Origin of the sequence: Mesorhizobium sp. XAP4, assembly GCF_029269325.1 — a bacterium.
Lineage (GTDB): Bacteria > Pseudomonadota > Alphaproteobacteria > Rhizobiales > Rhizobiaceae > Mesorhizobium > Mesorhizobium ciceri.
Map to the genome: position 1 here is coordinate 220398 of NZ_JARIXW010000002.1, position 13991 is coordinate 234388.

Here is a 13991-nt window from a genome sequence, read left to right on the forward strand (position 1 = left end):
GCCAGCGCGACTCCAAGGAGGAGAAAGACATGAACTACTGGCTGTTCAAATCCGAGCCATTCAAGTTCTCCTTCGAGATGCTGAAGGCCAAGGGCAAGGCCGGCACGCAATGGGACGGCGTGCGCAACTACGCGGCGCGCAACAACATGAAGGCGATGCAGATCGGCGATCTCGGCTTCTTCTACCATTCCAACGAGGGGCTGAACATCGTCGGCATCGCTGAAGTCTGCGCGCTTGCCCATCCCGACACCACGTCGGACGATCCGCGCTGGGAATGCGTCGACATCCGCGCCGTAAGGGAGGTACCGAACCCGCCGACGCTGGAACAGGTGAAGGCCAATCCCAGGCTTGCCGACATGGCGCTGGTGCGGCTCGGACGGCTTTCCGTGCAGCCGGTGACGCCGGCCGAATGGAAGGAAGTCTGCCGCATGGGCGGCTTGACGCCGGCTCCGTGACGGCGCTCACGCCCAACAGCGCCAAACAGTTCATTCTCGACAACACGGCGCTGATGGCGCCGCCGCACGTGCCGGAGATCCTGCTTCATCTTGCCGACGAAGCGCATGACCTGTGGCAGCGGACCGAGGAAGAGCTGGTCGAAATCGGCCTGCCGCCGCCCTTCTGGGCTTTCGCCTGGGCCGGCGGCCAGGGCCTTGCCCGCTATGTCCTGGACAATTCCGGCACGGTGCGTGGCAAGCACGTGCTCGACTTCGCTTCCGGCTCCGGCCTTGTCGCCATCGCCGCTGCCAAGGCCGGTGCCGCCAAGGTGATCGCCTCCGACATCGACCCGTTCTGCGCCACCGCGATCCGGCTCAACAGCGAGATCAACGGTATCGGGACCGAATTCCTCGGCACGGATTGCATCGGCACCGATGCAGGTTGGAACGTGGTCCTGGCCGGTGATGTTTTCTATGACAAATCTTTCGCTGACCGGCTGGTGCCATGGTTCGCAACGCTGAAGGCGCGCGGCGCCGAAATCCTTGTCGGCGATCCCGGCCGGTCGTATCTGCCGAAGACAGGGCTGGAGCCGCTTGCGGTCTATGAAGTGGCCGTCACGCGGGCGCTGGAGGATGCGCTGGTCAAGCGCACGACCGTCTGGCGGTTCGCTTGACGCGATCGCCGAACAGGCGTTCCATCATATCCAAATCAGAGGGGGGAGCTCATGGATTTTTCAGCAGTGAACTGGCTGGCGGTGGTCGCTGCCGCGATCGTGGCGTGGCTGTTCGGCGCCGCCTGGTACATGAGCCTGAGCAAGCCGTGGCTGAAGGCCGCCAAGCTCGATCCGGCCACGATGAAGAAGTCGCCGCTGCCCTTCGTCGTCAGCTTCATCGCCGAACTGGTCATGGCCACGATAATGGCGCTGGTCGTCGGCGCGATGACCGGCGGCGAGCCGACATGGCTCGCCGGACTTGTCTTCGGCTTCGTGCTCTGGCTGGGTTTCGTCGCCACGACGCTCTCGGTCAACCATCGCTACGAGAATTTCGGCTGGGACCTGACCCTCATCGACGGCGGCCACTGGCTCGGCGTGCTGCTGATCATCGGCGCCGTCATCGGCTGGTTCGGCGCGGTGGCAAGCTGAGTCAAGAAGGGAGTAGGGCAGTAAGGCAGTAGGGGAATAGGGGAGCAGACGGCACCGACGCCTATCCCTACTGCCCTACTGCCCTACTGCCCTACTGCCCTACTGCCCTACTGCCCTACTGCCCTACTGCCCTTTATCCGTGGTCCGCGTCTTGGCGACTTCCTCTAGCATCCATTCGCGAAAGGCGACGATGCGTGGATCGTCGGCGGTATTTTCGGGATAGACCAGGAAATAGGCGAACTCGGGCGCCACCCGCAGGCCGAGTTCGAAAGGCTGCACCAGCCTGCCCTGGGAAAGGTCGTTCGCCACCATGGCGAAATCGGCGAGCGCAACGGCATTGCCGTCGAGCGCTGCCTGGACGGCATCCGTGGAATTTCCGAACACGACTGTCCGGCTGTCGTCGAAATCATTGATGCCGGCCGCCGCCATCCACATCCGCCAGTTCGGCCACGTCACGCCTTGCCGCGACCATTCGATATGCGCAAGCGTGTGATTGAACAGGTCGCGCGGCTCGCGCAGCGGCGGACCGGACGTCAAGAGGCTCGGGCTGCACACCGGAATGAGGATGTTGTCGAACAGCCGGTGGGTGCGAAGGCCCGGATATTTGCCGGCGCCAAAACGGATGCCGACATCGATGTCGTCAAGTTCGAAATCCCGCACTTCATAGGCGATGTCGAATCGCAATTCGATATCGGGGTGACGCTTGCGAAAATCGTCGACGCGTCGCATCAGCCATTTTGACGCGAACTGCGCGTCGAGCGTTACCTTCAAGAGAGCGGTGCCGCGCGTCAGCTTTTGCGCCCGCGAAACAGCCCGGCCAAGCAGGTCGAGCGCGTCCGCCGAGGCGTCGAACAGCACCGTTCCCGCCTCGGTGAGCCGGATGGTGCGGCTGGTGCGCGTGAACAGCACCAGCCCGAGCTGATCCTCGATTTCCTTGATCTGATGGCTGACGGCGGCCGGTGTCAGCCCAAGCTCGTCGGCGGCACGGGTGAAATTGAGGTGCCGGGCCGCCGCCTCCAGCGTCCTCAAGGCGCGAGTCCCAGGCAGAAGACGAGCCATCCTATCCTCAAAGAAAACTTGATGATCGAGAGAAAACTACTCGTTTCCTACAGAGATTTCAATCTGGCATGATCTGTCCATCGAAACATCATCAAGCCGGATTTGATATTCGGGGAGAACGGAGCACACCATGTCCATCATCGTTTTGAATTCGTCCGCACATCGTCCGAACTGGCTGGCCGAAACCCTCGACTGGTTGCGTCACGCCCGGGTCGCGATACGCCTCCCCCGCCGCGATACTGCCTACCAGAACGTCGAGGATCTCTCCGACCGCCAACTGCGCGATATCGGCGGCGCGCGCCGTGATGTCGCTCGCGCAATGGACAAGGAGCTTGGCCGGCTGGGCCTGCTCGACATCGGCTGGCAGAGACCTGGCCGTAGGGGAGTAGGGGAATAGGGGAATAGGGGAATAGGGGAATAGGAAAAACTAAGGCCGCGCCCGAGCTTGTCCCTACTCCCCTACTCCCCTACTCCCCTACTCCCCTACTCCCCTACTATCTTACCACCCTCACCACCGTCCGGTCCGACAGCAGCGGCAGCAGCCGCGCCATGGTTTGCGCCGTGACAGCCACGCAGCCTTGCGTCGGCGTGAAGCCGGGGCGCGCCAGATGGAAGAAGATGGCGCTGCCGCGCCCGCGCCGGCGCGGCGACAGGTTCCAGTCGAGCACCAGGCAGGCATCGTAGAGCCTGTCGTCGCGCCGCATGCGTTCGTGGCTGGCGCCATAGGGAATCCTGACCGGCCTGTTGTAGTTGCGGTCGTCAGGCACTTCGCACCAGCCCAGATCGGGCCCGATCGGCGTCATCGCCAGCCGGGTCCTGCGGCCGCTGGAGAACTGATCCCCCCGGAAATACCCCGACAGGATCCGCATCGCGGCCAGCGGCGTGGCGCCATCGCCTTCGCGCTTGTCGGCCGAGATGCCACCGCGCCCCAGCGCACAGGCAAACACCGTTTTCCCGGCCTGCAGCAGGCCCTGGCTTGGATGCCCAGGCCTCGCCCGCACGGTCAGCACACGCAGCCCTTTTCGCAAAATTGCGCCGGCTGCATTGCGATCGTGTTTTTTCTTGTATGATCGTGCCACGGAACAAATCACTGTGAACGGCTGTTACGCCGGTCAGCTTCCGCATAAACAGGCAGCGGTCAACTGAATTTTCTTTTCAAAACAACGGATTGATCCATGACTTCACGCACCATACTGATCGTCGACGACGATGACGACCTGCGCGGCACGCTGGTCGAGCAATTATCCCTTTACGAGGAATTCGACGTGCTGCAGGAATCGACTGCGGCAAAAGGTGTCGCCGCAGCGCGCGGCGGCCTCATCGATCTGCTCATCATGGATGTCGGGCTGCCCGACATGGATGGCCGCGAAGCGGTGAAGATCCTGCGCAAGGGCGGCTACAAGGCGCCCATCATCATGCTGACCGGTCACGACACCGATTCGGATACGATTCTTGGTCTCGAGGCCGGCGCCAACGACTATGTGACGAAGCCGTTCCGCTTCGCCGTGCTGCTGGCGCGCATTCGGGCGCAGTTGCGCCAGCATGAGCAGAGCGAGGATGCCACCTTCTCGGTCGGGCCCTATACTTTCAAGCCCAGCCAGAAACTGCTGCTCGACCCGCGCGGCGGCAAGGTGCGGCTGACGGAGAAGGAGGCCTCGATCATCAAATATCTCTATCGCGCCGACCAGAAGGTGGTGACGCGCGACGTGCTGCTCGAGGAGGTGTGGGGCTACAATTCCGGCGTCACCACGCACACGCTGGAAACCCATGTCTACCGGCTGCGCCAGAAGATCGAGCGCGATCCTTCCAATGCGGAAATTCTTGTGACAGAAAGCGGCGGCTACAAGCTGGTTCCTTAAACATTTTCATTATCCAATGAGCGGCCGGGCGGGGCCGCTTTCGGGTACGATCCAGTTGGAGGGTGGTTTGGATCGAACTCGCAGAGGAGGAGACGGACTGTCGGTTCGGGGACATAGCTAGATGGCGCTGGATGACGACATCCGCGTTCTGTCCGCCGTGAGGCTCTTCGAGGGCTTCACGCAGGAACAACTGCGCCTGCTCGCCTTTGGCGCCGAGAACACCAGGCTGATTGCCAACCACAAGCTTTATCGCGAGGACGACGAGGCCGATTCCGCCTATATCGTTGTCAGCGGGCGCATCGTGCTCTACCGGGAGCAGAATGGTGAGCGAATCCCGATTGGCACGGCAGACCCCGGCACGATCCTGAGCGAACTGGCATTGATCGCCGACACCAACCGGTTGACCAGCGCCTCGGCCGAGATCGATTCGGAAGTGATGCGCCTCAGCCGCAAGATGTTCCGCCGCATCCTGGAGGAATATCCCGAGATCGCGGTCAAGCTGCACCAGCGCATCTCGGAGGAATTTCAGGCGATGATCCGCCGCATCCAGGAACTGGCGCCGCGCTTCTCCGGCTAGATCTAGCGTACCCACGAAGCTGCTGGCCTCGCGGCCGAAGGCAGAAGCGTTTTCAACGACAGCGATGAGCTGGTCGTGGCGCACTGCGGCCATCCGGACGCCCGGATCCAGCGGCAAGGCTCCGTTGACAGGCAAGAGGTGAAATCCTAAAGCACCTCGAAGGCGGCCGGCGCAGCAGGCGCCATCACCACCAGGCTCCTGGGGGGAGCGAGCCATGCCATCAGGGCGGTACGAGACCATTATCTTGTATTCCCGCAATGACGCGTTCGGCGACGGACTGATCCGGATTCCGGCATTGCGCGCCGCCAGAACGGCATTCCCTGATAGTTTCATCGTCTACGGAACCACCCGGTCGTCGTCCCTTGAACATAGCCTCAATCGCCATGCCGGCCATTTGGTCGATGCGATCAATGTGCGGACGCCGCTGGCGCGCCTGATCGCCGATCACCGCAAGGGCAAGGAGCGATTTGCCGTCGTCGATTTCCGCATCTCGGCGCGTTGGCTGCTTCAAGCCTCGGCATCACTGCTCGGCCGCGGCATTGCCTATGAGGCAAACTTTCCGGCTTTCGCCCTTTCCTGGCGCCTGGGTCACAGGCCTGAAGCACGACCCGGGCACAATGCCTGGCGCTACCATCGCCTCATCGAACGCCTTGCCGGCAAGCGGCTGCCTTTCGATCATCGGCTGGAGCCTAGCCCGGCCGCACGAGCGGCGGCCAGGAGCCTTGCGGACGGCAAGCATGCTCCCTTGATCATTATCGCGGCGCATGGCAGCGCCAGCAAGCGCATGTCGGCGGATCAGGTTGCCGCAATCGCCGACAGCCTGATCGCCGACGGGGCGAACCTTCTCTATGTGAGAACCCCCGGCGACGGTCCCGATATGGCTGAGCTGGCTCAGCGCGTGCCGAAGCTGCGGCTTGTCGATTCCGCCGCGATCGGAGGTGTCGATATCGGTGACATCTTGCTGGCGCTCGGCGAGTTTGCCGATCTTTACATCGGCGCCGAAGGCGGTACCGCACATCTCATGGCAACGGTGATGACGCCGATGGTTATCCTCAATGGCGGCGCCAACATGGCCCGTTGGAGGCCGCTTTCGAACTGCGTGGACGTGATCGCGACCCGCCATGCCAGCCCGACCGGCCTGGTCGCCGATGTCCCGGCGCCGACAATCATCGAAGCGGCGCAACGGATGCTGGCGACACGCCGCCGCGACCATCCCCATCTGCCGGATCTCGCAGGCCTGTCAGCGCAGCAGCCCTGGGGCAACGACATGCGTGAAGACGTGAAGCGCGCCGTTTGAGTTCGAATTTATTTGGACGCGCTTCGAAGCGTGTTGGATTCAGGTCGGGCATTTGCAGGCCGGCCTCCCCTGAACATCGGCGCCATGGTACAATGGGTTCGGTGGAGCGAAGCGCTGCAACCGTTCGATGCTGACCACCGGCACAATGCAGGCGGAGTTCTCGGCGCGGCAGAGCTGGCAGCCATCGCACTGGATTAGGCATAGGTCAGCACTTCTTGATCTTTGATTCCAATGGAGTTCCTCTCAGTCCTCTATGAGAATAGCAAATGCCAGAGAACAGCGCGCCGAACACAAAGCATGGCGGCGAATGGACAATAGCCTGGCGCTTGGTCGTGGTGGCGGCGGCGGCGATCAACGTTGCGATGCTCTTGGCCGCGCTGTTCGTCGCGCAAATTCGTGGTCTGGACGCGTGGATCTTTTATCGAGATCCATCCGCAGCCGCCGGAGTCGGTTTCTATACGGGGTGGATTTCGTCCCTGGGTGCTTCGCTATGGATCGGCTCCGGCGCCGCAACCCTGTTTGCTGGCCTGCTCACGCGCCGATGGGATTGCACGTTTCTCGGCGGCCTTACCCTCCTCCTGGGCCTCGATGACCTGTTGTTGATCCATGAGGACGTGCTGCCCATTGTTGGGATACCAGAGATCGTTCCGATGATTGCCTACGCCGCCGCCGGGTTGTTCTGGTTCTTCCGGCTGCGACGAAAAACATTCGACGGCACGATCATCTTTGTGGCCGCAGGCTTCCTGCTGGCGATGTCAGCATCGATCGACCAGCTCGGAGAGCTGTTTCCTACCCCCGGTTCTGCGGCCGCCATCGCCGAGGACGTCGTCAAAGAGCTTGGCATCTTCCTCTGGGCGGCAGGTGCCGTTGGGTACGCGGCGATGGTGACACGATTGGGCCGTCCGTGGGTGGATCCAGCCGGTCCCAACTCTACAGACTGACTGCCGCACGCGGGCATTTTCGACCAGACTAGTCCAGATCGAACCGCGCGATGACAGGCACATGGTCCGACGGGCGCTCCCAGCCGCGCGCCAGACGCAGGATCTCGTAGCCGGAAAAGCTGGGCACAAGGTTCGGCGACGACCAGACGTGGTCGAGGCGGCGGCCGCGATTGGACAGCTCCCAATCCTGCGCGCGATAGCTCCACCAGGTGTAGAGCTTCTGCTCATCCGGCACGTTGAGCCGCATCAGGTCGACCCAGTTGCCGGCGCGACGCATCGCCTCGAAATTTTCCGTCTCGACCGGCGTGTGGCTGACCACGTTGAGCAATTGCTTGTGCGACCAGACGTCATGTTCGAGCGGGGCGATGTTGAGGTCGCCGACCAGCACCGAGCCGGACACCTCGTCATGTTCTGCCCGGATGGCATTCATCTCGGCAACGAAATCGAGCTTGTGCTTGAACTTCCTGTTGATGACGGGATCCGGTTCGTCGCCGCCCGCCGGGACATAGAAATTATGCAGCAGGATCGCCTTGCCGCCAGCCCGCACCGTCACCGAGAGGTGCCGGCTGTCCTCGATTTCGCAAAAGCGTCGCTTTTCGACCAATTCGATCGGCCGCCGCGCCACGGTTGCTACGCCGTGGTAGCCCTTCTGGCCATGGAAGGCGATGTGCTCGTAGCCGAGCTTGCGGAAAGCCTTCTCGGGGAACAGTTCGTCGGGAACCTTGGTTTCCTGCAGGCACAGCACGTCGGGCGCATGCTCGACGAGCAGGCGCTCGACGATCGGCATGCGAAGGCGAACGGAGTTGATGTTCCAGGTGGCGATGGAGAAGGGCATTTGGCAATCCAGGACAGCGTGCAACCGGCCAGAACCGATGGGTCCCGGCGGGGAAGACGCCTTTTGACGGAGTCGGTCCGGGAAATTGCCAGCCGCAAGCCGCAAAGACAAGCCGGGCAACGCTCGACGAGGCGCGGCCCGGTGCTTTCCACAGCTATTGGAGCGTTTGAAGCTAGCGCGCCTTGTTGGTGTTGAGCTCGCGGTTCGCCGTGTAGTCGATGGCGAAAGTATCCGGCGCGAAGCTGACGCCTTCCTTGGTGTTGAAGATCATCACCGTCGTATCCTTGCCCTGCGCGTCGGTGATCGTCCACTGCCGCAAGTCGAAGGTTTTCGGATCGAACATCATGGTGATCTTCGAATTGCCGAACACCGATTTGTCGGCGAGCTGGATGGTTGTGAGGTCGTCCTCCTGCTTGACGCTTTTGACGCGGTCGCCGGAGAGGTCGATCCTGTTGTCGAGCAGCAGCTTCAAGGGTGTCTTCGACAGCGGATAGAGATCGGACGTGTTGAGCCTCTTGTTCAGGATGACCACCGACTGGCCGTCTGAAATCACCCGGAAGTTCGAAGAGCCGTCGTAGTTGAAGCGGATCTTGCCTGGCCGTTCGAGGAAGAACTTGCCGCCGGTCTGCTCGCCCTTGGGGCCGAACTGCACGAATTCGCCGCTCATCGATTTGACCGAGGAAAAGTGGTCGGCGATCTTCTGCGCAGCGGCCGGCACAGCCGCCTGCGCCGAGGCCAGCAGCTGGAAGCCGGGCACCGCGTTGAAGGCTGCCGCCCCTGCAAACGCCAGGCCGAGGCCCAGCAACTGACGCCGGGAGGGAGCAAATGTGCTGAGCTCTGAAAGATCGTTTTTCATGTCGGTCACTCTCGTCTGATTCCTGAGTTGTTCTGTGCTTGGACCCCCAGTTGGGCTGAAATTTGGCGGGTCGGGCGTCCCTTGGTCGCTTCAACGCCTTGAAAGGTTCAAGGTTGCCGGACCGGGATGTCACAAGGGTCAGGCTTTCTGGTCAGAACTTGTCCTCTTCGGTCGGCACCAGGATCTCGCGCTTGCCGGCATGGTTGGCCGGGCCGACGATACCTTCCTTCTCCATCTTCTCGATGATCGAGGCAGCGCGGTTATAGCCGATGCCCAGCCGGCGCTGGATATAGCTGGTCGAGGCCTTGCCATCGCGCAGCACCACGGAGACCGCCTGATCGTAAGGATCGTCGGAATCCTCGAAATTGCTGTTGCCGCCACCGCCGCTCGCTCCACCCTTGCCTGACGGCTCGTCGTCATCCTCGCCATCATCCTCGGTGATGGCGTCGAGATACTCCGGCACGCCCTGCAGCTTCAGATGCGCGACGATCTTCTCGACCTCTTCATCGGCGACGAACGGGCCGTGCACGCGCTGGATACGGCCGCCGCCGGCCATGTAGAGCATGTCGCCCATGCCGAGCAGCTGCTCGGCGCCCTGCTCGCCCAGAATGGTGCGGCTGTCGATCTTCGACGTCACCTGGAAGGAGATGCGGGTCGGGAAATTGGCCTTGATGGTGCCGGTGATGACGTCGACCGACGGCCGCTGCGTTGCCATGATGACATGGATGCCGGCGGCGCGCGCCATCTGCGCCAGGCGCTGCACGGCACCTTCGATGTCCTTGCCGGCGACCATCATCAGGTCGGCCATCTCGTCGATGATGACGACGATATAAGGCATCGGCTCGAGATCGAGGTTCTCGGTCTCGTAGATCGCCTCGCCGGTCTGGCGGTCGAAGCCGGTCTGAACGGTGCGCGAGATCTTCTCACCCTTCTTGTCCGCCTGGCTGACGCGGGCGTTGAAGCCGTCGATGTTGCGCACGCCGACCTTGGACATCTTGCGGTAGCGGTCCTCCATCTCGCGCACGGTCCATTTCAGCGCCACCACCGCCTTCTTCGGATCGGTGACGACGGGCGTCAGCAGATGCGGGATGCCGTCATAGACCGAGAGTTCCAGCATCTTCGGATCGATCATGATCAGCCGGCAATCCTGCGGCGTCAGCCGGTAGAGCAGCGACAGGATCATGGTGTTGATGGCGACCGACTTGCCCGAGCCGGTGGTGCCGGCGACCAGCACGTGCGGCATCTTGGCGATGTCGACGATGACCGCCTCGCCATTGATGGTCTTGCCCAGCGCCAGTGCCAGCTTGGCCTTCGTCGTCTCGAAATCGCGGCTGGCCAGGATCTCCCTGAGATAGACGGTTTCGCGCTTGGCGTTCGGCAGTTCGATGCCGATGGCGTTGCGGCCGGGCACCACCGCGACGCGGCAGGCGATGGCGCTCATCGAGCGGGCGATGTCGTCGGACAGGCCGATGACGCGCGACGATTTGATGCCGGGCGCCGGTTCGAGCTCATAGAGCGTGACGACCGGACCCGGACGGACGGCGATGATCTCGCCCTTGACGCCGAAATCCTCCAGCACGCCTTCGAGCAGGCGCGCATTCTGTTCCAGCGCGTCCTTGGACAGGCTGGCGTCGCGCACCACGTTCTTCGGCTCGGAGAGGAAGTGCAGCGACGGCATTTCGAATTTTTCAGAGCCGATCAGCGATGTCTGCGCCTCGCGCTGCACACGGGCGCCGGGCACGGGGCGCGCCGCCGGTGCCTCGACGCGCGTGGCGGCATCGGAACGGAACGGCTGTACCTTGGCGGTCGGCGCGCCTCGGCGTTGCACGACAGGCTCATCGTCGAAATCGGCATCCTCGCCCGCATTGTCGAAGCGGTCGTCGAAGATATCGGCATCGTCGGGGTCGAGCGAGGCGCTGCGGTCATTGACCATGGCGGCGAAGAATTCCGGCTCGACGCGGGCGCGGCCATCCTGGCTCATCCGCTGCTCGGCGAACTCGGCCGATTCGACCCGTTCGGCCGCGCGGCGCCAGGCGGTGGAGCGCTGCTCCATCTCCGGCTCGTACTCGTCCCGCTCCTGCCTGCGGCGCACGGCGCGGCGGTGCATCCACGCGCGCAGCGACAGCCACCAATGGGTGATGGCGCCGAGCGCCAGGATGCCCTCGTCGCCTTCGTCCTCGTCATTGTCGAACAAAAGGTCGTCCTCGCGCGGATCGACGGCGGGCTCGTCCTCCATCACGGCAAAGCCGTTCTTGCGTCCGATCAGCGCCGAGCCATGGGCGAAGAGCCACAGTGCGGGCGCCGAAAGCAGGATGGCGATGATGCTGGCGATCAGCCCGGTCGGATAGCCGCCGATGACGACACCGGGGATCTTCAGCACCATGTCGCCGAACACGCCGCCGAGGCCGGTGGGCAGCGGCCAGGTCTTGGGCGGCACCACGCAGCCGACCATCGCAGCGGCCAGCAGCGCGAAGCCGAACCAGGACAACCCGCGCTTGGGCAGCCTGTCGACGCCGCGCGCGGAAAACAGCAGGAAGCCCCAGATGACCGTCGGAACCAGGGCGGCGACGGCGGCGAGGCCGAAGAACTGCATGGCGAGGTCGGAGAACACGGCACCCGCATAGCCCATGGCGTTGGTGACGGTGTTGTTCGTCGCGTGGGAAAAACTCGGATCGGCGACATTCCAGGTGGCAAGGCTGGCAACGCCAAAGGCGGCCAGCGCGAACAGGCCGACGCCAACCAGCCGCCCGACCTGACGCCGCGCGAACGCCTGGATGCCGTGCCCCGTATCGGCCAGCGCGAGCGGTGCTGAAGCCCCTGAACGCATGCTCTTCCCCGTCTGTCGTGGACTCGCCGGGTGCGTGGCGCACTCCGGCAGATTCGGGTCTCAGACTATCGGTGGGAAGGTTAAGGGCGCATTAACTATAAGAGGTTGAGACGCTCAAACCTCATTACCGCCGGTTGAGCCGTATGAGGCAATGATGGACGACGGACCGATGGAGCTCCATCGAACGAAACAATGGCGGGCTGCCGGCCCGCCATTGGTCGTCTGAACAGAGATCGGGCCTCGGCCCGATCGCGGCAAATCAGTTGGCGCCGCCGAGCGCCTGCACATTGGCGCAGAATTCCGCATGCGGCTTGCTCATCGCCGCATCCTGGCATTCCTTCTTCATCGCTTCCTGCTTTTCCATCGGCATGGCCATGAAAGCTGTCTTGAAGTCCGCCATCGGCTTCATGGTTTTCATGCCGGAATCCGTGAAGAACGGCGCCATGTTGTCGGGCTCGTCCAGAGCACCGGCAAACGCCACGCCGCCGATCATGGAAAGAGCAAGCGCTCCGAGACAGATGTTCTTGAGGTTCATGAGATGGTTTCCTTCCCTGTTGTTTGGCACGAGCGTCAGAACGACGATCGTCCCCACGGTTCGGAACCAGAGCGGTCGTTGTTTCCTCAAAAAACATGATCACGCGAACGTGATTGCGTGAAGCCGGGCATTGCCGGAATGGCTTGCCAAAAAAAGAGGCCCGGATGCGATCCGGGCCTCAATGCGTGAACTCCTTTCGGGAGCGTCACGACGGGATCTTTCAAAGCAATTCCAGGAGAACTGTGCAGCGCTTTCCATTCGGAATTGCGTGGAGATATGGGGCCGGCGGGAGGAGGGTTCCGCCGGCCCCTTGGCTAAGCTGGCCTTACGGCACCACTTCGCCATGCTGGGAGATGTCGAGGCCTTCGACCTCTTCCTGGGTCGTCGGGCGCAGGCCGACAAGCGCCTTGACGATGTAGAGGAGCACGAAGGTGGCAATGCCGGTCCACACGATGGTGACGGCAACGCCGTAGATCTGCTTGCCGAGCGAAGCACCTGCGCCGAGGCTGTTGATCGCCGGGTCGGCGAGCACGCCGGTGAGCAGAGCGCCGACCACACCGCCGACGCCATGCACGCCGAAGGCGTCGAGCGAGTCGTCATAGCCGAACATGTGCTTGACCTTGACCGCCGAGAGGTAGCAGACGACGCCTGCGACGATGCCGACGATGAAGGCACCGGTCGGGTTGACGAAGCCGGAAGCCGGCGTCACCGCGACCAGGCCGGCAACCGCACCCGAGATGATGCCGAGCACGGAAGGCTTCTTGGCGACGATCCATTCGGCGAACATCCAGGCCAGTGCCGCCGCCGCGGTGGCAACCTGGGTGTTGAGCATGGCAGCGCCGGCAAGACCGTCGGCTGCCAGTTCCGAACCGGCGTTGAAGCCGAACCAGCCAACCCACAGCAGCGAAGCGCCGATCACCGAATAGACCAGGTTATGCGGCGCCATGTTGGTGGTGCCATAGCCTTCGCGCTTGCCGAGAACCAGCGCACAGACCAGACCGGCGACACCGGCGTTGATGTGAACGACCGTACCGCCGGCAAAGTCGAGCACGCCCGCCGATCCGAGGAAGCCGCCACCCCAGACCCAATGCGCGATCGGCACGTAGACGACCAGCAGCCACAACGCCATGAAGATCAGCAGCGCCGAGAACTTCATGCGTTCGGCGAAGGCGCCGGCAATGAGCGCCGGCGTGATGATGGCGAACGTCATCTGGAACATCGAGAACACGAATTCAGGAATGTTGGCGACGCCCGGCAGCCACAGCGAGGCCGTGGTGATGCCGTGATGGAAGAACTTCGAGGTGCCGCCGATATAGCTGTTCACGCCGCCGCCGTCCGAGAAGGCCAGCGAATAGCCGAACATGAACCACAGCACCGTCACCAGGCAGGTGATGGCGAAGCTCTGCATGACGGTGGCGAGCACGTTCTTCTTGCGCACCATGCCGCCGTAGAACAGCGCAAGGCCCGGAATGGTCATCATCAGCACCAGCGCCGTCGAGGTCAGCATCCAGGCGGTGTTGCCGGTGTCGAGCACCGGGGTCGGGGCAGCAGCCGGCGCGGCCGCGGCTGCGGCCGGTGCCGCTTCCTGTGCGAAGGCGGCGACCGTGCCCAATGCTGCGAGAGTAAGCG

The 13991-nt window shown here is 63.0% G+C and carries 15 protein-coding genes; 8 read left to right on the forward strand and 7 right to left on the reverse strand.

The window, feature by feature from the left end:
* The first annotated feature begins 29 nt into the window (after positions 1-29).
* The 3 genes from P3C39_RS09945 to P3C39_RS09955 are packed head-to-tail and all read left to right on the forward strand — an operon-like array spanning position 30 to position 1576.
* Positions 30-455: an EVE domain-containing protein gene (locus P3C39_RS09945; RefSeq protein WP_275953443.1), complete on the forward strand. Its 426-nt coding sequence runs from the start codon at positions 30-32 to the stop codon at positions 453-455.
* On the forward strand, positions 410-1108 hold the full coding sequence (locus P3C39_RS09950; protein WP_275953442.1) for a methyltransferase: 699 nt from the start codon (positions 410-412) through the stop codon (positions 1106-1108). Before P3C39_RS09945 ends, P3C39_RS09950 begins: the two co-directional genes overlap by 46 nt.
* A gap of 51 nt (positions 1109-1159) precedes the next feature.
* Positions 1160-1576, forward strand: coding sequence for a DUF1761 domain-containing protein (locus P3C39_RS09955; protein WP_063173342.1), 417 nt, complete (start codon positions 1160-1162; stop codon positions 1574-1576).
* Positions 1577-1699: 123 nt separating this feature from the next.
* Here the strand turns inward: P3C39_RS09955 and gcvA are convergent, their stop codons facing one another.
* Positions 1700-2635 carry a transcriptional regulator GcvA gene (gene gcvA / locus P3C39_RS09960; RefSeq protein ID WP_013528901.1) on the reverse strand — a complete coding sequence of 312 codons (936 nt, stop codon included), beginning with the start codon at positions 2633-2635 and terminating at the stop codon, positions 1700-1702.
* Between the two features lie 130 nt (positions 2636-2765).
* Here gcvA and P3C39_RS09965 point away from each other — a divergent pair, with 130 nt between their 5' ends.
* On the forward strand, positions 2766-3032 hold the full coding sequence (locus tag P3C39_RS09965) for a hypothetical protein (protein WP_275953441.1): 267 nt from the start codon (positions 2766-2768) through the stop codon (positions 3030-3032).
* A 97-nt stretch (positions 3033-3129) separates the two neighbouring features.
* Here the strand turns inward: P3C39_RS09965 and P3C39_RS09970 are convergent, their stop codons facing one another.
* Entirely contained in the window at positions 3130-3666 is a 537-nt protein-coding gene (locus P3C39_RS09970) for a L,D-transpeptidase (protein ID WP_181172690.1), read from the reverse strand.
* Between the two features lie 144 nt (positions 3667-3810).
* On the opposite strand from P3C39_RS09970, the gene P3C39_RS09975 reads away from it, so the two are divergent.
* The 4 genes from P3C39_RS09975 to P3C39_RS09990 all read left to right on the forward strand — a co-directional run bounded on the left by P3C39_RS09975 (position 3811) and on the right by P3C39_RS09990 (position 7309).
* A complete protein-coding gene (locus P3C39_RS09975) occupies positions 3811-4494 on the forward strand; it encodes a response regulator transcription factor (RefSeq protein ID WP_013528898.1) in 684 nt (227 codons plus the stop codon).
* 121 nt (positions 4495-4615) lie between these two features.
* Positions 4616-5071 (forward strand): Crp/Fnr family transcriptional regulator, encoded by a 456-nt coding sequence (locus P3C39_RS09980; protein ID WP_275953440.1) that lies wholly within the window; start codon positions 4616-4618, stop codon positions 5069-5071.
* 214 nt (positions 5072-5285) lie between these two features.
* Positions 5286-6368, forward strand: coding sequence for a glycosyltransferase family 9 protein (locus P3C39_RS09985; RefSeq protein WP_275953439.1), 1083 nt, complete (start codon positions 5286-5288; stop codon positions 6366-6368).
* Between the two features lie 266 nt (positions 6369-6634).
* The gene (locus tag P3C39_RS09990; protein ID WP_050596349.1) at positions 6635-7309 is read left to right on the forward strand and encodes a hypothetical protein; all 675 of its coding nucleotides are present in this window, start codon (positions 6635-6637) and stop codon (positions 7307-7309) included.
* Between the two features lie 28 nt (positions 7310-7337).
* On the opposite strand, the gene P3C39_RS09995 is transcribed toward P3C39_RS09990, so the two are convergent.
* The 5 genes from P3C39_RS09995 to P3C39_RS10015 all read right to left on the reverse strand — a co-directional run bounded on the left by P3C39_RS09995 (position 7338) and on the right by P3C39_RS10015 (position 13869).
* Positions 7338-8144, reverse strand: a complete 807-nt coding sequence (locus P3C39_RS09995; RefSeq protein WP_013528894.1) for an exodeoxyribonuclease III — start codon at positions 8142-8144, stop codon at positions 7338-7340.
* Between the two features lie 172 nt (positions 8145-8316).
* Positions 8317-9000, reverse strand: coding sequence for an outer membrane lipoprotein carrier protein LolA (locus tag P3C39_RS10000; protein ID WP_013528893.1), 684 nt, complete (start codon positions 8998-9000; stop codon positions 8317-8319).
* A gap of 151 nt (positions 9001-9151) precedes the next feature.
* Complete coding sequence (locus tag P3C39_RS10005; RefSeq protein ID WP_013528892.1) at positions 9152-11827, reverse strand: DNA translocase FtsK; 2676 nt, start codon at positions 11825-11827, stop codon at positions 9152-9154.
* Positions 11828-12086: 259 nt separating this feature from the next.
* The gene (locus P3C39_RS10010) at positions 12087-12362 is read right to left on the reverse strand and encodes a hypothetical protein (RefSeq protein WP_013528891.1); all 276 of its coding nucleotides are present in this window, start codon (positions 12360-12362) and stop codon (positions 12087-12089) included.
* A gap of 325 nt (positions 12363-12687) precedes the next feature.
* Positions 12688-13869: an ammonium transporter gene (locus P3C39_RS10015; protein ID WP_224619141.1), complete on the reverse strand. Its 1182-nt coding sequence runs from the start codon at positions 13867-13869 to the stop codon at positions 12688-12690.
* Between the last annotated feature and the right edge of the window lie 122 nt (positions 13870-13991).